18 protein-coding genes are annotated in these 19,651 nt (G+C 73.2%); 8 read left to right on the top strand and 10 right to left on the bottom strand.

The window, feature by feature from the left end; translation table 11 throughout:
* Window positions 1-12 precede the first annotated feature (12 nt).
* Entirely contained in the window at window positions 13-1,167 is a 1,155-nt protein-coding gene (locus tag AB0424_RS29605; RefSeq protein ID WP_366309747.1) for a cystathionine gamma-synthase, read from the bottom strand.
* A 72-nt stretch (window positions 1,168-1,239) separates the two neighbouring features.
* Between AB0424_RS29605 and AB0424_RS29600 the strand changes: the two genes are divergently transcribed.
* From AB0424_RS29600 to msrA, 5 genes are all read left to right on the top strand, one after another.
* Window positions 1,240-2,346: a hypothetical protein gene (locus tag AB0424_RS29600; RefSeq protein ID WP_366309745.1), complete on the top strand. Its 1,107-nt coding sequence runs from the start codon at window positions 1,240-1,242 to the stop codon at window positions 2,344-2,346.
* 114 nt (window positions 2,347-2,460) lie between these two features.
* Window positions 2,461-4,065 (top strand): M48 family metallopeptidase, encoded by a 1,605-nt coding sequence (locus AB0424_RS29595; RefSeq protein ID WP_366309743.1) that lies wholly within the window; start codon window positions 2,461-2,463, stop codon window positions 4,063-4,065.
* Window positions 4,066-4,113: 48 nt separating this feature from the next.
* Complete coding sequence (locus AB0424_RS29590) at window positions 4,114-5,250, top strand: hypothetical protein (RefSeq protein ID WP_366309742.1); 1,137 nt, start codon at window positions 4,114-4,116, stop codon at window positions 5,248-5,250.
* Window positions 5,251-5,252: 2 nt separating this feature from the next.
* Window positions 5,253-6,323, top strand: a complete 1,071-nt coding sequence (locus tag AB0424_RS29585) for a hypothetical protein (protein WP_366309740.1) — start codon at window positions 5,253-5,255, stop codon at window positions 6,321-6,323.
* 80 nt (window positions 6,324-6,403) lie between these two features.
* The gene (msrA, locus tag AB0424_RS29580; protein ID WP_366309738.1) at window positions 6,404-7,069 is read left to right on the top strand and encodes a peptide-methionine (S)-S-oxide reductase MsrA; all 666 of its coding nucleotides are present in this window, start codon (window positions 6,404-6,406) and stop codon (window positions 7,067-7,069) included.
* A 49-nt stretch (window positions 7,070-7,118) separates the two neighbouring features.
* On the opposite strand, the gene AB0424_RS29575 is transcribed toward msrA, so the two are convergent.
* Window positions 7,119-7,463, bottom strand: coding sequence for a DUF1330 domain-containing protein (locus tag AB0424_RS29575; RefSeq protein WP_366309736.1), 345 nt, complete (start codon window positions 7,461-7,463; stop codon window positions 7,119-7,121).
* Between the two features lie 73 nt (window positions 7,464-7,536).
* Window positions 7,537-8,589, bottom strand: coding sequence for an NAD(P)-dependent alcohol dehydrogenase (locus AB0424_RS29570; RefSeq protein WP_366309734.1), 1,053 nt, complete (start codon window positions 8,587-8,589; stop codon window positions 7,537-7,539).
* A 129-nt stretch (window positions 8,590-8,718) separates the two neighbouring features.
* On the opposite strand from AB0424_RS29570, the gene AB0424_RS29565 reads away from it, so the two are divergent.
* Window positions 8,719-9,585 carry a helix-turn-helix transcriptional regulator gene (locus AB0424_RS29565; RefSeq protein ID WP_366309732.1) on the top strand — a complete coding sequence of 289 codons (867 nt, stop codon included), beginning with the start codon at window positions 8,719-8,721 and terminating at the stop codon, window positions 9,583-9,585.
* Window positions 9,586-9,654: 69 nt separating this feature from the next.
* Here AB0424_RS29565 and AB0424_RS29560 read toward each other — a convergent pair whose 3' ends face one another.
* Both AB0424_RS29560 and AB0424_RS29555 read right to left on the bottom strand, forming a co-directional pair.
* Window positions 9,655-10,923 (bottom strand): Ig-like domain-containing protein, encoded by a 1,269-nt coding sequence (locus AB0424_RS29560; RefSeq protein ID WP_366309730.1) that lies wholly within the window; start codon window positions 10,921-10,923, stop codon window positions 9,655-9,657.
* 231 nt (window positions 10,924-11,154) lie between these two features.
* Window positions 11,155-11,493: a hypothetical protein gene (locus tag AB0424_RS29555; protein WP_366309728.1), complete on the bottom strand. Its 339-nt coding sequence runs from the start codon at window positions 11,491-11,493 to the stop codon at window positions 11,155-11,157.
* 111 nt (window positions 11,494-11,604) lie between these two features.
* Here AB0424_RS29555 and AB0424_RS29550 point away from each other — a divergent pair, with 111 nt between their 5' ends.
* A complete protein-coding gene (locus tag AB0424_RS29550; protein WP_366309726.1) occupies window positions 11,605-11,871 on the top strand; it encodes a hypothetical protein in 267 nt (88 codons plus the stop codon).
* A 96-nt stretch (window positions 11,872-11,967) separates the two neighbouring features.
* Here the strand turns inward: AB0424_RS29550 and hutH are convergent, their stop codons facing one another.
* The 5 genes from hutH to AB0424_RS29525 all read right to left on the bottom strand — a co-directional run bounded on the left by hutH (window position 11,968) and on the right by AB0424_RS29525 (window position 17,904).
* On the bottom strand, window positions 11,968-13,512 hold the full coding sequence (hutH, locus tag AB0424_RS29545) for a histidine ammonia-lyase (protein ID WP_366309773.1): 1,545 nt from the start codon (window positions 13,510-13,512) through the stop codon (window positions 11,968-11,970).
* A gap of 88 nt (window positions 13,513-13,600) precedes the next feature.
* Complete coding sequence (locus AB0424_RS29540; RefSeq protein WP_366309724.1) at window positions 13,601-14,749, bottom strand: GGDEF domain-containing protein; 1,149 nt, start codon at window positions 14,747-14,749, stop codon at window positions 13,601-13,603.
* A gap of 134 nt (window positions 14,750-14,883) precedes the next feature.
* Window positions 14,884-15,678 carry an enoyl-CoA hydratase-related protein gene (locus tag AB0424_RS29535; protein WP_366309722.1) on the bottom strand — a complete coding sequence of 265 codons (795 nt, stop codon included), beginning with the start codon at window positions 15,676-15,678 and terminating at the stop codon, window positions 14,884-14,886.
* Between the two features lie 65 nt (window positions 15,679-15,743).
* On the bottom strand, window positions 15,744-16,883 hold the full coding sequence (locus tag AB0424_RS29530) for an adenylate/guanylate cyclase domain-containing protein (protein ID WP_366309720.1): 1,140 nt from the start codon (window positions 16,881-16,883) through the stop codon (window positions 15,744-15,746).
* Between the two features lie 169 nt (window positions 16,884-17,052).
* Entirely contained in the window at window positions 17,053-17,904 is an 852-nt protein-coding gene (locus AB0424_RS29525; protein ID WP_366309718.1) for a biotin--[acetyl-CoA-carboxylase] ligase, read from the bottom strand.
* Between the two features lie 134 nt (window positions 17,905-18,038).
* Between AB0424_RS29525 and AB0424_RS29520 the strand changes: the two genes are divergently transcribed.
* Window positions 18,039-19,631 carry an acyl-CoA carboxylase subunit beta gene (locus AB0424_RS29520; protein WP_366309716.1) on the top strand — a complete coding sequence of 531 codons (1,593 nt, stop codon included), beginning with the start codon at window positions 18,039-18,041 and terminating at the stop codon, window positions 19,629-19,631.
* Window positions 19,632-19,651 lie beyond the last annotated feature (20 nt).

The raw sequence follows: 19,651 nt of genomic DNA, 5'->3' as shown, positions 1-19,651 counted from the left end.
GGAAGGGACGGTCTAGCCGAGCGCCTGGCGCAGGTCGGCCAGCAGGTCGTCGACGTTCTCGATGCCCACCGAGAGGCGGATCAGGTCGGCCGGGACCTCCAGGGCGGAGCCCGCGACGCTCGCGTGGGTCATCCGGCCGGGGTGCTCGATGAGGGACTCGACGCCGCCGAGGGACTCGCCCAGGGTGAAGAGCTTCGCGCGGTTGCAGACCTCGACCGCCGCCTCCTCGCCGCCCTGCACGCGGAAGGAGATCATGCCGCCGAAGGAGCGCATCTGCTTGGCCGCGATCTCGTGGCCCGGGTGCTCCGGGAGGCCCGGGTAGAGGACCTGGGTGACCTTCGGGTGCTGGGTCAGCATCTCGACGACCTTGGCCGCGTTCTCGCTGTGGCGGTCCATGCGCACGGCGAGGGTCTTGATGCCGCGGAGCACGATCCACGAGTCGAAGGGGCCGGCGACCGCGCCCATCGCGTTCTGGTGGTAGGCCAGTTCCTCGCCGAGCGCCTCGTCGGCCGTGACCAGGGCGCCGCCGACGACGTCCGAGTGACCGCCCATGTACTTGGTGAGCGAGTGCACGACCACGTCGGCGCCGAGGGCCAGCGGCTGCTGGAGGTAGGGCGACGCGAAGGTGTTGTCGACGACGAGCTTGACGCCGGCCTGGCGGGCGACGCCCGCGACGGCCTCGATGTCGGTGATGCCGAGGAGCGGGTTGGACGGGGTCTCGACCCAGATCAGCTTCGTCCGGTCGTTGACGGCGTCCCGCACCGCGTCGACGTCGGAGGTGTTCGCCACCGAGAAGTCCACGCCCCAGCGCTGCACGACCTTGGCGAAGAGGCGGAAGGTGCCGCCGTAGGCGTCGTTCGGGATGACGACGTGGTCGCCGGGCGCGAGGAGCGTCCGCAGCAGGCAGTCCTCGGCGGCCAGGCCCGAGGCGAAGGCCAGGCCGCGGCGGCCGCCCTCCAGGGCCGCGAGGTTCTCCTCCAGGGCCGTGCGCGTGGGGTTGGCGCTGCGGCTGTACTCGTACCCGCCGCGCAGCCCGCCCACGCCGTCCTGCTTGTAGGTGGACACCTGGTAGATGGGCGGGACGACCGCGCCGGTCAGCGGGTCGGCGGTGTTGCCCGCGTGGATCGCGCGGGTCTCGAAGCTCTGATGGGTGTGCTGGTCGCTCATGGGTCAGGAGCGTAGTCCTGTGCACACCCCGGCGCCGCGATCGTCTCATCCGGTGTCCTGGACAATGGACACATGGAGATTCTCTGGTTCCTGATCGCGCTGGGGCTGCTGTTCGGCGTCCTCGGCCCCTACGTGCTGCGCCGGCGGCGCGGCGGCATCCGGGTGGTGGCACCCGACGCGCCGGACGCGGCGGACCCGGAGGCGTACGGGTTCGCGCGTCAGGAGGACCAGGACGTACGGCTGCCGGGCGCGGACGACGACCTGCTCCACGTGCTCGACGTCGTCCAGGCCACCCAGGACTGGCGGGCCGCGTCCCGGCTGCTGGCCGACACCGACGCGGCGGGCGAGGTGCGCTGGCAGCGCGTCCAGGCGTTCGCGGGCGCCGCCTCGCTCGAACTCCGGGACCGGCCGGGCGTCGGCGGCGCGTGGCTGCGGGCGTGGCGCGCCGAGGCGCCGAAGGACCCGGGCGGCGCGGCCGTGCACGCCGAGTTCCTGGTGCAGCAGGCGTGGCGCTCCTCGTCGGCCGGCACGGACGACTTCCGGATCATCCTGGAGGAGGCGCGGAAGGTCGCCGGCGAGGCCGCGCTGCTCGCGCCCGGCGACCCGGTGCCGTACATCGTGGAGCTGGCGGTGGCCCGCGGACTCGGCTACACGCACGAGCAGTTCGACCAGGTGTGGGCGAAGGTCATCGACCGCGCGCCGGAGCACATGGGGGCGCACCTGGCGGCGCTGCACTACTGGTGCGAGAAGTGGCACGGCTCGCGCGAGGAGGCCGACCACTTCGCGACGACCGCCGCCGCCCGTGCCCCGCGCGGGTCGCTGCTCGCCGCGCTGCCGCTGTTCGCGGTGCACGAGCACGTGCCCGACGTCGTCCTCGTGCAGGACTTCTTCCGTACGGCCGTGGTGGCCAAGGCCATCGACGGCGCGCTGTACGCGGTCCACTCCGCCCGGCACGACGACCCGATGCTGGCGCACGTGCGCCATCTGCTCGTCTGGTTCCTCGTGCGCGCCGAGCGCTGGACGGAGGCCATGCACCAGCTGGTGCGCGTCGACGGGCACGTCGGCGCGGTGCCGTGGACGCTGAGCCGGGACCCGGCGGAGCTCTACACCGTCTTCCGGAACCTGGCGGTCGCCGGGTACGAGGCGAACGGCGGCAGTCCGGCGACGCTGCCGCGCTGACCCGCGCCCACCTGCGGGAACCGTGTGGACGACGGCGTCCGCGGTGGGCCATACTCCGGGCACCCCCACGGCTCGTATGATCATCACGCCATTCCCGTGGGGGGAATCTGCCCGATGGGCGCAACTCTGCGCGCGCTGCGCGCCCTCGTCCTGCTCGCCTGCTTCCACCTGCTCGGCCTCGCCCTCCTCACCGCGCTCGGCGCGCTCGACTGGGCGGCCCACCGCTGGGCGCCGGCCGGCTGGGCGCTCAAGCTCTACGTCGTCAGCTTCCTCCTCGCCGTCCCCGTCGTCCGCGGCATGCTCCTGCTGCGGACACCCCGGGACGAGGGCGTCGCCGGCGTCCCCGTCACCGACGCCGAGGAACCGCGGCTCTGGGCGGCCGTACGGGACCTGGCCGCCCTGGTCGGCACCCGCGCGCCCGACGAGATCCGCCTCACCGCCGACATGAACGCGGCCGTCACCGAGGACGCCCGCCTGCTCGGGCTCCTCGGCGGCACCCGCCGCCTCTACCTCGGCCTCCCCCTCGTCGCCGGCCTGACCGAGGCCCGGCTGCGCGCGGTGCTCGCCCACGAACTCGGCCACTACGGCCACTTCGACACCCGGCTCTCCGGGATCGCCGAGCGCTGCCGCGCCCACGTGGCCCGCACCGTCGACCGCTTCGAGGAGAAGTCCGGCCACACGATCGCCAAGGAACGCGCCCGTCAGGAGAAGCGGTCCGCCAAGCGGGTCGCCCGGGGCAGGTCCGCCCGCGAGGTCGACACCACCGGCGTCGGCTTCACCTACCGCGCGATGGCCCGCGTCTACACGGCGTACGGCCGCTTCTCCATGCGCGCCACCCAGAGCGACGCCCGCCGCCAGGAGCTCGCCGCCGACCTCGCCGCGGCCCGCATCGCGGGCCGCGACGCCACCGCCTCGGCGCTGCGCGCCCTCCCCGCCCTCGACGACGCCCACGCGTTCTACCTCTCCTCCTACGCGACCCTGGGCGTCGAGTTCGGGATGCTTCCGCCGCGCGGCGAGGTCTTCGGCGGGGTCCGGCGGCTGCTCGACGCCCGCGCGGAGGAACCGGCGGGGGCAGGGGCCGCGCTGCCCGTCGAGCCCGTCTCCCCCTACGACTCCCACCCGCCGACCGCCGAGCGGGTCGCCGCCCTCGAAGCGCTGCCCGACGACGGGCGCGGCTCCGAGCGGCCCCGCCCGGCCCTCGACCTGTTCGACTCGCCCGAGGCGGCGTCCGTCCGGGTCGAGGACGCCACCCTCGCCCCCGAGGCCCTGCTGATGCGCCGCCTCGACTGGCCCGACCTGGTCCACGAGGCGATGACCGCCCGGTACGTCCAGGACACCGAGCCCGTGCGCGCCGCCCTGAAAACCGCTCCCGCCGACTCCGGTCCGGCCGCCCTCCTCGACGCCTTCCTCGACGCCGTCGACTCCGGCACCGCCTGGGACGTCGTCGGCGGGCTGCCCCGGTCCGAGGAGGCCGCCGCCGCGACCGGCCGGGCCGCCCGCGAGTTCGCCCGCTCCTCGCTGCGGCGGGAGCTCGCCCGTCTCGTGACGGCGGCCCTCGCCTCCGACGGCCGGGCCCGCTGGCAGCTGTCCTGGTCCGGGCCCGCTTCGCTCCGTCTGGCCGTCGGCCGCACCGGCGCGCTGGACGAGGCGCTGGACGCGGCGATCTCCGAGCGCTCCGACACCGGGCCGCTGCGCGAACTGCTGGCGACGACCGCCTGACCCTGCCGCCGCTCCCCCGTCCCCGCTTCCTCCCCGAACGAGACCCCCGTGATCATCCTGCTCTGGGTCGTCCTGACCCCCCTCGCGCTCGGCCTCCTCGCCGTCGCCCTCGTCTTCCTGAAGGCCATCGTGCAGGGCTTCGCCAAGGGCCTGCGCGCCGATCCGTACGCCGCGGAGGCCGCGGCGCGCGTCCACGCGCTCGGCATGCTCGACGCCGAGCGGCAGCACACCGACCTGGCCGCCCCGCTGCCGCCCGCGCTCACCGTCGCCCTCGCGGCCGCCCGGGCCGGCGAGTGGGAGCCGGCCGCCGACCTGCTCGACGCGACGGCGGCCGCCCGGGACTGGGAGCGCCGCACGTTCCTCACCGAACAGCTCGCGGACGTGGCGGCCGACGACGACACCTGGCTGCGGGCCTGGGAGGAGGCGAGGCCGGGCGACCCGGGCGCCGCCCTGCTGCGGGCGCGCGGCACGGTCTTCCTCGCCTGGAACGTCCGGGGCGGGAAGCGGGCCGCGGAGACGACCGGGGAGCAGTTCGAGGGCTTCCGCCGCGTGCTGGCCCGCTCGCGCGAGGAGCACGTGCGGGCCGTGGCGCTGGCGCCGGTCGACGACCCCTCCCCGTACGTGGGCGAGATCTGGACGGCGCTCGGACTCGGGCTGCCGCACGCGGAGATGCGGCGGATCTGGCGCGAGATCACCGACCGGGCGCCGCACCACTACGAGGCCACGTTCTCGGCGCTCCAGTTCTGGTGCGCCAAGTGGCGCGGCTCCGAGGAGCAGGCCCGCGCCTTCGCCGTACGGGCCGCCGCCGGGGCGCCGGCCGGGAGCCTGATGACGGCGTTCCCGCTGATCGCCCACTTCGAGCACGACGAGTCGGACTCGACGGACGTGGACCGCACCCCGGAGATGTTCGCCGCGGTGGACGCGGCGCTGGCGGACGTGGCCGCCGCCGATCCGGGCCACCCGCGCCTCGCGGAGGTGCGGCACCTGCTCGCGTACTACCTGTACCTGCAGGACCGGTGGGACGAGGCCCTGGAGCAGTTCCGGCTGGTCGACGGGTACGTGGGGGCGCTGCCCTGGCGGTACAAGGGCGACCCCGCGGCGGAGTTCTGCCGGATGCGCGACGAGTCCGCCCGGCACGCCGCGGCCGCCGCGGACGGCGCCGGCGCCGGACGGGAGGCGGGGTGAGCGTGGAGATCACGCGCGTCGTCGTCCTGCTCGCCGTCGTCGTGCTGGGCGTCCTCGTCTACCGGCACCACGCCGCCGACCCCGGGCCGGGGCCGGAGACCGCGCCCCCCGGGTTCCTGCCCCCGTCCCGGCAGAACACCCGGCTCGCCGGCCCCGACCCGGCGCTGCACGTCGCCGTGTCGGCCGCCTCGCGCGGCGGCTGGGAACCGGCGGCGCGGCTGCTCGCCGCCACCCGCGAGTCGCGGGACTGGGCGCGCCGCGCCGAGTACGCCGGCGCCCTGGGCGTCGCCGCCGTGCGGACGGACGGCGGCGAGGCGGCCTTCCTCGGCGCCTGGGAACGGATCGCCGGACCCGACGACCCGGATCTCGCCGTCGTCCGCGCCGAGGCGGTCATCCGGCTGGCCTGGCAGCTGCGCGGTGCGGGCTGGGCCGCGGACACGAGCCGGGAGCGGTTCAGGGACTTCCACGGGGTGCTCGCCGCCTCCCGCGAGGTGCTCGCGCGCGCCGCGGAGCTGGCGCCGGAGGATCCGACGCCGCTGCTTCCCGAGGTGTGGGCGGGGATCGGGCAGGGCCGTCCGCACGAGGAGATGCGGGCGCTGTGGTCGCGGATCACCGCGCTCGACCCGTACCACTGCGGGGCGCATCTCGCCATGCTCCAGTACTGGTGTGCCAAGTGGCACGGCTCGGAGGAGCTGGCGACGTCCTTCGCCCGCGAGGCCGCGGACGGGGCTCCGGCGGGTTCGCTGCTGACCGTGCTGCCGCTGGTCGCCTGGTTCGAGCACCGGCCGGAGAGGACGGGTCCGGCCCTGTTCCGCTCGCCCGGTCCGACCGCGCTCGTCGACGCGGCCCTCGCGGACGTGGCGGCCGCCCGTCCCGACCATCCGCGGCTCGCCCCGACCCGGCACCTGCTGGCGTACTTCCTCACCGAGCAGGGCCGCCACGCGGAGGCGGTGCAGCAGTTCCGCCTGGTCGACGGCTATGTGAACGCGATGCCGTGGCGGTACTTCGACGATCCGGCGGCGGCCTTCTGCCGGTGGCGCGACCGGGCGGTGCGGGGCGGCCGGCGCCGCTGAGGGGGCCGGGAGGCCGGAAGGGAATCCCTCCCTCGCCGCGGGCGTTGTCCCCTTCGCCGACCGCTGAGGAGAGATGCAGCATGTTCCTGTCCCGCACCCCCGTCCTCCCCACCCCCGAGCAGGCCCTGCGCGGTCGCCCCGAGCCCGAGTTCTCGGTCCCGGAGCGCCACACCGTCCTCGGCAACCCGCTGCTCGGTCCCTACCCGGAGGGCCTGGAGGTCGCCGACTTCGCCCTGGGCTGTTTCTGGGGCGCCGAGCGCAAGTTCTGGCAGACCGACGGCGTCTGGACGACGCTCGTCGGCTACCAGGGAGGCCACACGCCGAACCCGGTGTACGAGGAGGTGTGCTCCGGCCTGACCGGCCACACCGAGGTCGTCCGCGTCGTCTTCGACCCGGCGAAGGTCTCGTACGACGCGCTCCTCAAGCTCTTCTGGGAGTCCCACGACCCCACGCAGGGCTTCCGCCAGGGCAACGACGTCGGGACCCAGTACCGGTCCGCCGTCTACACCCACACCCCCGGACAGGCCGCCGCGGCCGCCGCCTCCCGCGACGCCTACCAGCAGGTCCTCGCCCGCTCCGGCTACGGCGAGATCACCACCCACGTCCTCCCCGCCGACTCCACCCGCCCGTTCTACCCCGCGGAGGGCTACCACCAGCAGTACCTCGACAAGAACCCCGCCGGGTACTGCGGCATCGGCGGCACGGGCGTCTCGTGCCCGATCGGCGTGGCGAAGGCCGACGGCTGACACCGGCCGGGCCTGACCGGCGCGCGGGGCCGAGCGGCCCCGGTGCCGGTCAGGCCGAGGCGCGCAGGAGTGCCGCCGTGGCGGATGCCTCGTATCCGTCGGGGACGCCGTCCACCAGGAGGACGTCGCCGGGCATGTGGCGGGTGCGGAGCGGGATGAGGGCCTGGTAGGCGTCGGAGTCGTACCAGGCGCGGGCGTTGTCGTACGCCGGGAAGGCGATGACGACGACGGCGCCGGGCCAGCTGCCCTCGCGGACCTCGCGGGCGGGGGCGCCGTGGACGAGGAAGCGGCCGCCGAAGGGGTCGAGGGTGTCCTGGATGCGCTCCATGTAGGTGAGGACCTCCTCGTCGAGGACGGGCTTCGGGTGCAGGTTTCCGATGGCGTATGCGGTCATGGGACCAGCCTGCCGGGCCCTGCCGTGCGGAGTCGATTACCCCGGACGTCATGGCCCGGCGACGGGCGGCGGATCAGATGGTGGCCGTGTCGATGACGAAGCGGTAGCGGACGTCGCTGGCGACGACCCGCTCGTACGCCTCGTTGATCCTGTCGGCGGCGATGACCTCGATCTCGGCGCCGAGGCCGTGGGCGGCGCAGAAGTCGAGCATCTCCTGCGTCTCGGCGATGCCGCCGATCATGGAGCCGGCGAGGGTCTTGCGCCCGCCGATGAGGGAGAAGAGGTTGAGGGCGATGGGCTCCTCGGGGGCGCCGACGTTGACCAGGGCGCCGTCCGTCTTCACCAGGGAGAGGTAGGCGCCGAAGTCGAGCGGCGCGGAGACGGTGGAGACGATCAGGTCGAAGGTGCCGGCGAGCTCGGTGAAGGTCTCCGGGTCACCGGTCGCGTAGTAGTGGTCGGCGCCGAGCCTGAGGGCGTCCTCCCGCTTCTTGAGCGACTGGCTGAGGACGGTGACCTCGGCGCCGAGCGCGTGGGCGATCTTGACGCCCATGTGGCCGAGACCGCCGAGGCCGACGATGGCGACCTTCTTGCCGGGGCCGGCCTTCCAGTGGACGAGCGGCGAGTACAGGGTGATGCCGGCGCAGAGCAGCGGCGCGGCCTCGTCGAGGTCGATGCCCTCGGGGATGCGGAGGGTGTAGTTCTCGTCGACGACGATGTGGCTGGAGTAGCCGCCGTAGGTGGGCTCGCCGTTCTTGTCGCGCGCGTTGTAGGTGCCGGTGCCGCCCGTGACGCAGTACTGCTCCAGACCGCGCCGGCAGTACGCGCACTCCCGGCAGGAGTCGACGAAGCAGCCGACGCCGACCCGGTCGCCGACCCGGAACCTGGTCACGCCGGGGCCGACCTCGGCGACGACACCCGCGATCTCGTGGCCGGGGACCATCGGGAAGATGCCCTGCCCCCAGCCGTCGGTCGCCTGGTGGATGTCGGAGTGGCAGATCCCGGCGTACTTGATGTCGATGAGGACGTCGTGCTCGCCGACCGGCCGGCGCGGCACCGTGGTGCGCTCCAGCGGGGCGTTGGCGGCGGGGGCGGCGTACGCGGGGACGGTGGTGACGTTCGTGGTCATGGCGTCCAGCCTGCCGGAGGGGGCGGGCGGCACCCAGCCACCTGTCCTGCCTACGTCCGGTGTGCCTACTACCGGCAGGGTCAGGAACGCATGTCCGTCGGCCGTCCGGATCGCCGATAATCGGGTCGTATGGACCCCAGTGCCGAACTCAGCGAATTCCTGCGCTCCCGGCGGGCCCGGCTGAAGCCGCAGGACGTGGGTCTGCCCGAGTTCGGGCGGCACCGGCGGGTGCCCGGCCTGCGCCGCGAGGAGCTGGCGCAGCTGGCCGGGGTGTCGGTGGCGTACTACACCCGGCTGGAGCAGGGCAACGGCCGGAACGTGTCCGTGGAGGTCCTCGACGCGATCGCGCGGGCGCTGCGACTGAGCGACACCGAGCGGGCCCATCTGACGCATCTCGCGAAGCCGACGGTGAAGAAGCGGCAGCGGGCGGCGATCGCCCGCCCCCAGCAGGTCCGGCCGGGGCTGGTCCACCTCATCGACTCCCTGGACGCCGTGCCCGCGGTCGTCCTGGGCCGCCGTCTCGACGTGCTGGCGTGGAACCGGATGGCGCGGGCGCTGCTCGGCGACTTCGCCGCCTGGGATCCGCGCGAGCGGAACATGGCCCGGATGGTGTTCCTCGACCCGAACGCGCGCGCCCTCTACCTCGACTGGGAGTGCAAGGCGACCGAGGTGGTGAGCGTGCTGCGGCTGTACGCGGGCTGCTATCCGGACGATCCGCTGCTGTCCGCGCTGGTGGGCGAGCTGTCGGTGAAGAGCGAGGAGTTCCGCTCCCTGTGGGCGGCGCACACGGTGACCGACAAGGGGCACGGGACGAAGCGGCTGCGGCATCCGCTGGTGGGCGAGATGACGCTGGCGTACGAGACGCTGAAGGTGTCGGGCGGTGACCCGGACCTGGTGCTGGTGACGTACCACGCGGAGCCGGGGTCCCCGTCGGCGGACGCGCTGCGGCTGCTCGCGCAGTGGGGCGTGGACGAGCCGGCGGAGATGCGGGAGTAGCGGGGGCGCGTACGGCCGAGGCCCCCTCCCGGTGCGGGAGGGGGCCTCGTGCGCGCCGTGGGCGCTCGGTCAGACGGCCGAGCCGGCCTTCCAGTCCGCCCAGCTCAGGTTCCAGCCGTTGAGGCCGTTGTCGGGGGCGATCGTCTTGTCCTTGGAGTTCTTGACGATCACGACGTCACCGACGATCGAGTGGTCGTACAGCCAGGCGGCCGACTGGTTCGGGTCGCCGGCGCCCTTGACGTCGTTGAGGCCCACGCAGCCGTGGCTGGTGTTGGAGGAGCCGAAGATCGAGTCCGGGCCCCAGTAGTTGCCGTGAATGAAGGTGCCGGAGGTGGACAGCCGCATGGCGTGCGGCACGTCCTTGATGTCGTACTCGCCCTTGCCGTCGTCGTCCGTGAAGCCGACGGTGGCGCCGTTCATCCGGGTCTCCTTGAACTTCTCGGAGATCACCATCTGACCGTTATAGGTCGGGTTGTCCGGGGAGCCGGCGGAGATCGGGATCGTCTTGATCGTCTTGCCGTCCTGCTTGACCGTCATGGTCTTGGTGGCGACGTCGACGGTCGAGACCTGGTTGCGGCCGATCTTGAAGGTGACGGTCTTCTGCTGGACGCCGAAGACTCCGTCGGCGCCCTCGACGCCGTCGAGGTCCAGCTTCAGCGTGACGGTCGAGCCCTCGGTCCAGTACTCGTCCGGGCGGAAGTCGAGGCGCTGGGTGTTGAACCAGTGCCCGACGACCTCCTGGCCGGAGCTGGAGGAGACGCTGATGGCGCCCTGGACGGCCTTCTTGTCGGTGATCGACTTGTTGAAGTTGATCGAGACGGGCATGCCGACGCCGACGGTCGAGCCGTCCTCGGGGGTGAAGTTCCCGATGAAGCTGTTGGCCTGCGAGACCGTGGTGAAGGAGGAGTTCTCGTGCGCCTCCAGGCCGGCCGCGTCCGTGGCGGTGGCGGCGATCTTGTAGACCGTCGCCCGCTTGAGCGCCCCGGTGGGCTTCCAGCTGAGGCCGTCGGCCGCTATCGCGCCCTCGACGGCGGTGCCCTCGGCGGAGGTCATGGTGACCTCGGTGAGCTTGCCGTCGGTGACGGTGACCTTGGCGTCGTTGTTGATCGAGGCGTTCTGCGCACCGTTCTTCGGCGCGATGGTGATCTGCGCCTTGGAGGTCTTCTGCGCGGCCGCCTCGTCGACCTGGGCCTGCGACTGTTCCGTGGGAGAGCCGGAGGCGCCGCCGTCCTTGTCCCCGTCGTTGCACGCCGAGAGCACCAGCACGCCGCCGAGCACGGCGGCCGCGGCGGCCAGGCTCCTGCGGCGCTTGCCGTCCGTCATCACACGCTTCTCCATCGTCGCCGATTTGCGGTTCTTGCTTCGTCTACTTCAATACCCATGACACCCCGTCCGGTTCCGTCTCCGGTCCGTTTGTGGGGAACGCCACTGTTCGACACGCACCGGCGGAGCGTCCGGTTCCCCGCTCACTAGGCGAACCGGGGCCCCGTCACGGGAAAGGCCCCGGGACATCGCCCCAGGGCCTGTGAGCAGGTCGTTCACCGGCGCTCGCGCGACCGGTCCCGGCCCCTACGGCTGGTCGTCGTCTTCCTCGTCCCCATCTTCCTCGCCGAGGTCCCACTCCAGCGCATCGGGGTCGTACTCGATCTCCTCGGTGCTCCAGGACGCCTGGACCATGTCGATGCCGGGGACGTCGCGGATGAGGTCGAACGGCTCGACGAGGTGGGCGAGCGCCTCGGCGCTGTCCTCGGTCACGGCGGCGCGGGCCTGCGTCCGCTCCTCCTCGGGCATGAACTCGTCGTCGTCGATCCGGGCCTTGGCGGCGTCGGTCAGTGCGGCGGGGCCGTCGATCTCCAGGACGACATCGACGCGAAGACGTACATAGCGTGCGGTCTCAGAAGTGCTCATGGTCGGGAGCGTAGGGGTCCGGGGGGTCTCGGCTTTCCCACGACCCGGTGTGTTCATTAGCATCCATGCACCGACCAATTCGCGGTTTCCGCAAGGGGGATCGAAATTTCCGTGTCCGCCGCCCGACGTCCACTGCTGACCGCCACCGCCGCGGGGACGCTGCTGTGCGCCCTGTGGTTCGTGCCGTCCGCGAACGCCACCGACGAGCAGGGTGGGGTACGGGTCGGGGTGAGTCAGGACGGCCCCGTCTCCGACGGGCGCCTCGCGGAGACCGGCCGGCTGGACACCACCCCGTACGTGCTGGGCGGAACCGGCTTCCTGGGGGTCGGCGCGGGCTTCGTCGCCCTGGCGATGCGGCGGCGCGGCCGGGCCTTCTGACGCCTCCGCCGACGGGCGTCGTGCGCCCTTCCACCACGGCCGAGGGCCCTCCTCCCGGATTCCGGGAGGAGGGCCCTCGACAGGTTCGGGCGGGTGTTACGCCAGCGGGCCGGTGACCGGCTCGACGGCGGCGACCAGCCTGCCCTCGCGGACGAAGTCGTCGGCGGCGGCGAGGTCGGGGGCGAGGAAGCGGTCCGGACCGGGGCCCTCGACGCCGGCGGCGCGCAGGGCGTCGATGGCGGCGCGCGAGGCGGGCGCCGGGGTGAGGCCCTCGCGGAGCTCGATGCCGCGGGTGGCGGCGTACATCTCGACCGCGATGATCCGGTTGAGGTTGCCGATCGCGGTGCGCAGCTTGCGGGCGGCGGACCAGCCCATGGAGACGTGGTCCTCCTGCATCGCGGAGGACGGGATGGAGTCGGCGGAGGCCGGGACCGCGAGCCGCTTCATCTCGCTGACCAGGGCGGCCTGCGTGTACTGGGCGATCATCAGGCCCGAGTCGACGCCGGCGTCGTCGGCCAGGAACGGCGGGAGGCCGTGCGAGCGGTTCTTGTCGAGGAGCCGGTCGGTGCGGCGCTCGGCGATGGAGCCGAGGTCGGCGGCGGCGATCGCGAGGAAGTCGAGGACGTACGCGACGGGGGCGCCGTGGAAGTTGCCGTTGGAGGCGACCCGGCCGTCGGGCAGGACGACGGGGTTGTCGACGGCGGCGGCGAGCTCGCGCTCGGCGACGAGGCGGGCGTGGGCCATGGTGTCGCGGCCGGCGCCGGCGACCTGCGGGGCACAGCGGACCGAGTAGGCGTCCTGGACGCGGGGCGCCTCGCCGGCCTGGGCGTGGCCGGTGAGGCCGGAGCCCTTGAGCACCGCGAGCATGTTGGCGGCGGAGGCGGCCTGGCCGGGGTGGGGGCGGATGGCGTGCAGCTCGGGTTCGAGGACCTTCTCGGTGCCGAGGAGCGCTTCGAGGGAGAGCGCGGCGGTGACGTCGGCCGACTTGTACAGGTTCTCGAGGTCGGCGAGGGCCATGACCAGCATGCCGAGCATGCCGTCGGTGCCGTTCAGGAGGGCGAGGCCCTCCTTCTCCTTGAGCTCGACGGGGGCGATGCCGGCGGCGGCGAGCAGTTCGCCGGCGGGCCGCAGGACGCCGTCGGGGCCTTCGGCGTCGCCTTCGCCCATGAGCGCGAGGGCGCAGTGGGAGAGGGGGGCGAGGTCGCCGGAGCAGCCGAGGGAGCCGTACTCGTGCACGACCGGGGTGATGCCGGCGTTGAGGACGTCGGCCATGGTCTGCGCGACCTCGGGGCGGACACCGGTGTGGCCGGAGGCCACGGTCTTCAGGCGCAGGAACATCAGGGCGCGCACGACCTCGCGCTCGACGCGCGGGCCCATGCCGGCGGCGTGCGAGCGGACGATGTTGCGCTGGAGCTGTGCGCGGAGCTCGTGGCCGATGTGCCGGGTGGCGAGGGCGCCGAAGCCGGTCGAGACGCCGTAGACGGGCTCGGGCTTGGCTGCCAGGGCGTCCACGATCTCGCGGGCGGCGGCGAGCGCGGCCACCGCGTCGGCCGACAGCTCGACGCGGGCGCCGTGGCGGGCGACGTCGATGACGTCCTGCGGGGTCGTGCCGGACGTGCCGAGGACGACGACTGTCTGCATATCCATATTCAGCACCCTACGGATTGAAGACCGACATGTCACTAGGGGAAATCTGTCACCGTCCCGACACGGGACGGACCCTTACCGGTCAGTCGGCCCGCCGCGGGGGTCCGGACGGGGGCTCGGTCGTGGGCGCGTCGCGGAAGCGGCGGCGGTCGCGGGCGCCGGGCGGGGCGTCGGCGAGGCGGATGACGGTGCCGTCGCGGCCCGCGACGACGGGCTTCGCGGAACGCTCGGCCTTGGCCTGGTACTGGGCGGCGTCGGCCAGCCGGAAGAGGCGGCGGGCGGACTTGAGGGGGCCGATCGGGTCACCGGTGGAGGCCACGCCGCAGGCGACGCCCTCGCCGAGTTCGAGCTCCGCCGCCCGCACGCAGAGCTCCTCGGCGACGGCGACCACCTCGTCGGACGTCGGGCCGACCGCGAGCAGGCAGAACTCGTCGCCGCCCAGGCGGGCCGCGAGGGCGCCGGGGAGCCGGGCGCCGCAGCGGGAGAGGACCGAGCCGAAGCGTTCGAGGAGCCGGTCGCCGACGGCGTGGCCGTGGGTGTCGTTGACGCGCTTGAGGCCGTTGAGGTCGCAGACCACGAGACTCACCACGGAGCCGTCCGCCCGGTAGCGCTCGATGGCCTCGTCGAGGCGGGTGTCGACGGCCCGCCGGTTGGCGAGGCCGGTGAGCGGATCGGTGAAGGCCAGCTTGCGGACCTCCTCCAGGCGCTCGGCCTGGGCGATGCCCGCCGCCACGACCGCCGCCAGGACGGTCGCGAAATCGGCGTCCGCACGGGTGAAAGGTTTCGCCTCCATCGGGCGCGCCACGTAGAGCTCGCCCCACGCCCGCCCGTGCAGCACGATCGGTGCCACCACGCAGCAGCCCCGGCCCCGCCGGCGCAGACCGAGCACCCGGCCGGTCGGGACCCGGTCCGCGGCGGTCTCCACCCAGGAGTCCGGCTCGCCGCCGCCCGCCCACTGCTCGTGCAGGAACTCGGTGATCTCGGGGAACTGGTGCACGGGATACGTCTCCGCGTCCGGGAACTCCTCCTCGCCCACGGCCCGCTCCCCGGCGTTCACCAGGACCTTCAGCCGACCGTGGTCCCGCTGCCAGACCGACAGCGCGGCGAAGCTCCCGCCGAGCCCCTCGCAGGACCCGAGCGCCGCAGCCCGCCAGAACTCTCGCGGAGTGTGCGCCGCCGCCATCCCCTGCGCCAGCGCCACTACGGCCCGCAGCCGCACGTCCTCTCCCATTCCTCCAGCTTAGGGAGGTTCCACCCGTTTTCCCCTTCGAGACGTCACCGTCCGTGACATCCGGGGAGAAATCGAGGGGCGCCGAGGGGACGGGACGGCTCACGCGCCCCGCTCCGCCCGGCCGGCGGTCGCCCCTACTCGCCCGGCCAGTTCGGCCTGCGCTTCTCGTTGAAGGCCGCCACGCCCTCCGCGCGGTCGCCCGAGAAGGCCACCGAACGCCACGCCGCGTCCTCCACCTCCAGGCCCGCCCTGAGGTCCAGGCCCTGACCGAGCCGCATCGCCTTCTTGGCCGCGCGCAGCCCGACCGGCGAGTTGGCCGCGATCCGGCCGGCCAGCTCCAGGGCCGCCGTCCGCGCGTCCTCCTCCAGGAGGTCCACCAGACCCAGCTCGCGGGCCTCCGCGGCCTCCACCCGGCGGGCCGTGAAGACCAGCTCGGCGGCGCGCGCGGCCCCCACCCGGCGCGGCAGCAGCTGCGTACCGCCGCCGCCCGGGATGACGCCGACGGAGACCTCGGGGAGGCCGACCACGGCGGTCGCGTCGGCCACGATCACGTCGCAGGCGAGCGCCAGCTCGAAGCCGCCGCCGAGCGCGAAGCCGTGCACGGCGGCGACGGTCGGCATCGGCAGCTCCAGGACGCCGGTGTAGGCGGCCCGGGCGGTGGGGCGCTGCCGGACCAGCTCGGCGTCGGTGAAGGAGTTGCGCTCCTTGAGGTCGGCGCCGACACAGAAGGCCCGGTCGTTCGACGAGGTCAGCACGGTCACCCGGACCGCCGGGTCGGCGGCGAGCGTCTCGCAGGCGGCGCCGAGCGAGCGGGCCATCTCGGAGGAGACGGCGTTCATCGCCTTGGGCCGGTCGAGGACGAGCTCGGCGACGTGACCGCTCCCGTCCTTCCGGACCACCACGAACTCACCGAAGCGCTGCTCGGACATGACCGCACACCCTCCCGACCGTGATCCGCCCGTCAACGGTTGTTAACCGGCGTTCACCGGGGATCCTAAGTGGGACGGCGGGTCAGGAGCCAGGGCTCGATGACGCCGAGGCCGCGGACGGGACGCTGCCACATCGGCTGGAGCGCGAAGCGGTAGCGGGCGGCCTCGCGGCCCTCCTTCTCCGCGCGGGCCGCGTCCTCGGCGGCGGCCGTCTCGGAGACGGGCGCCTCGCCGGTCCTGGACAGCTCCTCGGCGAGCGCGCCGTCGACGAGGACGGCGTCCTTGGGGGCTATCGAGGTCAGGCGGCTCGCGAGGTTCACGGTGGTGCCGAAGACGTCGCCCATCCGGGTCGTCACGGTGCCGAAGGCGATGCCGACGCGCAGGGCGGGCATGGTGTCGTCGTGGCTGAGCGTCTCGATCAGGCGCAGCGCGATCTCGGCGGCCGTGCCGGCGTCGTCGGCGGCGTACAGCACCTCGTCGCCGAGGGTCTTGATGAGCCGGCCGCCGTGCGCGGCGACGAGGTCGGCGCAGGTGGTCTCGAACGCCTCGACCAGCTCGCCGAGCTCCTCCTCCTCCAGGCGCCGGGTGAGCCGGGTGAAGCCGACGAGGTCCGCGAAGCCGACGGCGAGGCGCCGGTCGACCATCTCCTCGTCGTCGGCGGCCTGCACGACCCGGCCGGTGGCGGCGGCCAGCTGGCGGCGCCACACGTAGATCAGGAACTCCTCCAGCTCGGGCAGGAGCAGCTCGACGAGGGGGTAGGTCACCTCGGTCCGGGTCATGCCGGGCTCGGGGGGCTCGGTGAGGCCCTCCAGGAAGGAGTCGATCTGCCATTCGGCCAGACGGGCGGTGGTCTGGCCGGTGGAGCGGGCGACCTGGACGGCCATCGGCTCGCTGAGCAGCCCCGCCTCGACGAGGCCGGCGAGGCGGCGCAGGGCCAGCACGTCGGCCTCGGTGAGCGCCTTGGCCTGGCCGATGTCGGCGAAGCCCATGGCCCGCCAGAAGCGCGACGCGAGCTCCATGGAGACGCCGGCCGTGCGGGCGGCCTGGAAGGGCGTGTAGCGCCGGTCCGCTCCGAGGATGAGCTGTTCGAGGCGGATGGCGAGGGGGTCGTCGGTCGGCTCGACCGTGTGGTCGACCTCGTGGTGGGGGGTGGGGTACGCGGGAGGCTCGGGCGCGCGGCCCTCGTTCTCGTCGTCGACGGTCACCGGCCGCCTCCTGCCCGTTCCCTGCCCACTTGCCCTGCCGATCTGTCGCCTGGATCGCGGTCCACGATACGACAGGTGTGGAATGGCTCACGCCCGAACGGCGAGCCATTCCGTCCCGTGGCCGCGGTCCGGGCCGTGCCCGGACCGCGCCCCTCGCTCACGTCGGCCGTCAGACGGGGGTCCGCAGGTGGACGATGTCGCCGGCGCCGACCGCTTCGGTGCCGCCGCCCTCGGTGGCGACGACCAGCCGGCCGTCGCCGTCCAGGGCGACGGCCTCGCCCTCCAGCATGCGTTCACCCGGGAGGTCCGCGCGAACGCGGCGGCCGAGGGTGGCGCAGTCGGCGGTGTACGCGGCCTGGAGGCCGGAGGCGACCGGATCGCCCCCGGCCCGCACCCAGTCTCCGTACCACTGGGCGAGGGAGCGCAGGACGGCCCGCAGCAGGGTGTCGCGGTCGGTGGAGACGGCGTCGGCGAGGAGCAGGGACCCCGCGGTGGGGACGGGGAGTTCGTCCGCCTTGAGGGTGACGTTGATGCCGAGGCCGACGACGACGCCGTCCGCGCCGGCCCGCTCGGCGAGGATGCCGCCGGTCTTGCGCTCCTCGCCGGCGACGGAGACCAGGAGGTCGTTGGGCCACTTGAGGGACATGTCGACGCCGGCGGCCTTCGCGAGGCCGGTCGCCGCGGCCACCCCGGTGAGGAGCGGGAGCCAGCCCCAGCGGTGGACGGGGACCTCGGGCTTGAGCAGGACGGAGAGGAAGAGCCCGGAGCGGGCCGGCGCCGTCCAGCTGCGGTCGAGGCGGCCGCGGCCCGAGGTCTGCTCCTCGGCGACGAGGACCGCGCCCTCGGGCAGTTCGTCGGCGCGGCCGGCGAGGTCGCTGTTGGTGGAACCGGTGGAGGCGACCACGTCGAGCGAGGTCCACGGGCCGTCGGGGGTGACTAGCGCGCGGCGCAGTGCGGGGGCGTTCAGCGGGGGCCGGTCGAGGTCGGACCAGGGGCCGCCTGAGCCTTGGGAGGACGTCATGCAAGCCAGAGTAGGTGTGGCAAAGACCGCAGTGCCGAACCGTATCGGCGTCGATACGCTACGGGTCAGTAGGCCAGCAGTAGCCCATTCGAAGTCAACGAACCCCCCGTGACCAGGCAGGGAGCCGCATCCCGATGTCCGAGCCGGCAGAGCAGTACGAGATCGACATTCACACGACCGCAGGCAAGATCGCGGACCTCAAGCGCCGTATCGACGAGGCCACTCACGCCGGCTCGGAGCGTGCGGTGGAGAAGCAGCACGCGAAGGGGAAGCTGACCGCGCGCGAGCGGATCGCCCTGCTGCTCGACGAAGGGTCGTTCGTCGAGCTCGACGAACTGGCCCGACACCGGTCGACCAACTTCGGCCTGGAGAAGAACCGCCCGTACGGGGACGGCGTCGTGACCGGCTACGGCACGGTCGACGGCCGTCCGGTGGCCGTGTTCTCCCAGGACTTCACCGTCTTCGGCGGCGCGCTGGGCGAGACGTACGGCCAGAAGATCATCAAGGTGATGGACTTCGCGCTGAAGACGGGCTGCCCGGTCGTCGGCATCAACGACTCCGGCGGCGCCCGCATCCAGGAGGGTGTGAGCGCGCTCGGCATGTACGGCGAGATCTTCCGCCGCAACACCCACGCGTCGGGGGTGATCCCGCAGATCTCCCTGGTCGTGGGCCCGTGCGCGGGCGGCGCGGTGTACTCCCCCGCGATCACCGACTTCACGGTGATGGTGGACCAGACCTCGCACATGTTCATCACCGGTCCGGACGTCATCAAGACGGTCACCGGTGAGGACGTGGGCTTCGAGGAGCTGGGCGGCGCCCGGACGCACAACGCGACCTCGGGCGTGGCGCACCACATGGCGGGGGACGAGAAGGACGCGATCGAGTACGTGAAGTCGCTCCTGTCCTACCTGCCGTCGAACAACCTCTCCGAGCCGCCCGCCTTCCCGGAGGCGGCGGAGACCGAGGTGAACGACGAGGACCGCGAACTCGACACGCTGATCCCGGACTCGGCGAACCAGCCGTACGACATGCACAAGGTCATCGAGCACGTCCTCGACGACGGCGAGTTCCTGGAGACCCAGGCGCTCTTCGCGCCGAACATCCTGACGGGCTTCGGCCGGGTCGAGGGCTTCCCGGTCGGCGTCGTCGCCAACCAGCCGATGCAGTTCGCGGGCTGCCTCGACATCAACGCGTCCGAGAAGGCCGCGCGGTTCGTGCGCACCTGCGACGCGTTCAACATCCCCGTCCTGACCTTCGTCGACGTGCCGGGCTTCCTGCCGGGCGTGGACCAGGAGTACGGCGGCATCATCCGGCGCGGCGCGAAGCTGATCTACGCGTACGCCGAGGCGACGGTCCCGCTGATCACGGTCATCACCCGCAAGGCGTTCGGCGGCGCGTACGACGTCATGGGCTCCAAGCACCTGGGCGCCGACCTGAACCTGGCGTGGCCGACGGCGCAGATCGCGGTCATGGGCGCGCAGGGCGCGGTCAACATCCTGCACCGGCGGACCATCGCCGAGGCGGAGGACCAGGAGTCGGAGCGGGCGCGGCTGATGCAGGAGTACGAGGACGCGCTGCTCAACCCGTACATCGCCGCCGAGCGCGGTTACATCGACGGGGTGATCCTGCCGTCCGACACGCGCCCGCAGATCGTCAAGGGGCTGCGTCAGCTGCGGACGAAGAGGGAATCCCTTCCTCCGAAGAAGCACGGCAACATCCCGCTGTAGGCCCCTGTACGAGCGCTGAA

It is taken from the genome of Streptomyces sp. NPDC051180 (genome assembly GCF_040689545.1).
Lineage (GTDB): Bacteria > Actinomycetota > Actinomycetes > Streptomycetales > Streptomycetaceae > Streptomyces.
This window is presented reverse-complemented; position numbering and strand designations above follow the sequence as displayed.

Excerpts from the sequence above, each read along its gene's own strand:
- AB0424_RS29605 (WP_366309747.1), bottom strand. The coding sequence starts at position 1,167 with ATGAGCGACCAGCACACCCATCAGAGCTTCGAGACCCGCGCGATCCAC.
- AB0424_RS29600 (WP_366309745.1), top strand. The coding sequence starts at position 1,240 with ATGGAGATTCTCTGGTTCCTGATCGCGCTGGGGCTGCTGTTCGGCGTC.
- AB0424_RS29595 (WP_366309743.1), top strand. The coding sequence starts at position 2,461 with ATGGGCGCAACTCTGCGCGCGCTGCGCGCCCTCGTCCTGCTCGCCTGC.
- msrA (WP_366309738.1), top strand. The coding sequence starts at position 6,404 with ATGTTCCTGTCCCGCACCCCCGTCCTCCCCACCCCCGAGCAGGCCCTG.
- AB0424_RS29575 (WP_366309736.1), bottom strand. The coding sequence starts at position 7,463 with ATGACCGCATACGCCATCGGAAACCTGCACCCGAAGCCCGTCCTCGAC.
- AB0424_RS29570 (WP_366309734.1), bottom strand. The coding sequence starts at position 8,589 with ATGACCACGAACGTCACCACCGTCCCCGCGTACGCCGCCCCCGCCGCC.
- AB0424_RS29565 (WP_366309732.1), top strand. The coding sequence starts at position 8,719 with ATGGACCCCAGTGCCGAACTCAGCGAATTCCTGCGCTCCCGGCGGGCC.
- AB0424_RS29560 (WP_366309730.1), bottom strand. The coding sequence starts at position 10,923 with ATGGAGAAGCGTGTGATGACGGACGGCAAGCGCCGCAGGAGCCTGGCC.
- AB0424_RS29555 (WP_366309728.1), bottom strand. The coding sequence starts at position 11,493 with ATGAGCACTTCTGAGACCGCACGCTATGTACGTCTTCGCGTCGATGTC.
- hutH (WP_366309773.1), bottom strand. The coding sequence starts at position 13,512 with ATGCAGACAGTCGTCGTCCTCGGCACGTCCGGCACGACCCCGCAGGAC.
- AB0424_RS29540 (WP_366309724.1), bottom strand. The coding sequence starts at position 14,749 with ATGGGAGAGGACGTGCGGCTGCGGGCCGTAGTGGCGCTGGCGCAGGGG.
- AB0424_RS29535 (WP_366309722.1), bottom strand. The coding sequence starts at position 15,678 with ATGTCCGAGCAGCGCTTCGGTGAGTTCGTGGTGGTCCGGAAGGACGGG.
- AB0424_RS29525 (WP_366309718.1), bottom strand. The coding sequence starts at position 17,904 with ATGACGTCCTCCCAAGGCTCAGGCGGCCCCTGGTCCGACCTCGACCGG.
- AB0424_RS29520 (WP_366309716.1), top strand. The coding sequence starts at position 18,039 with ATGTCCGAGCCGGCAGAGCAGTACGAGATCGACATTCACACGACCGCA.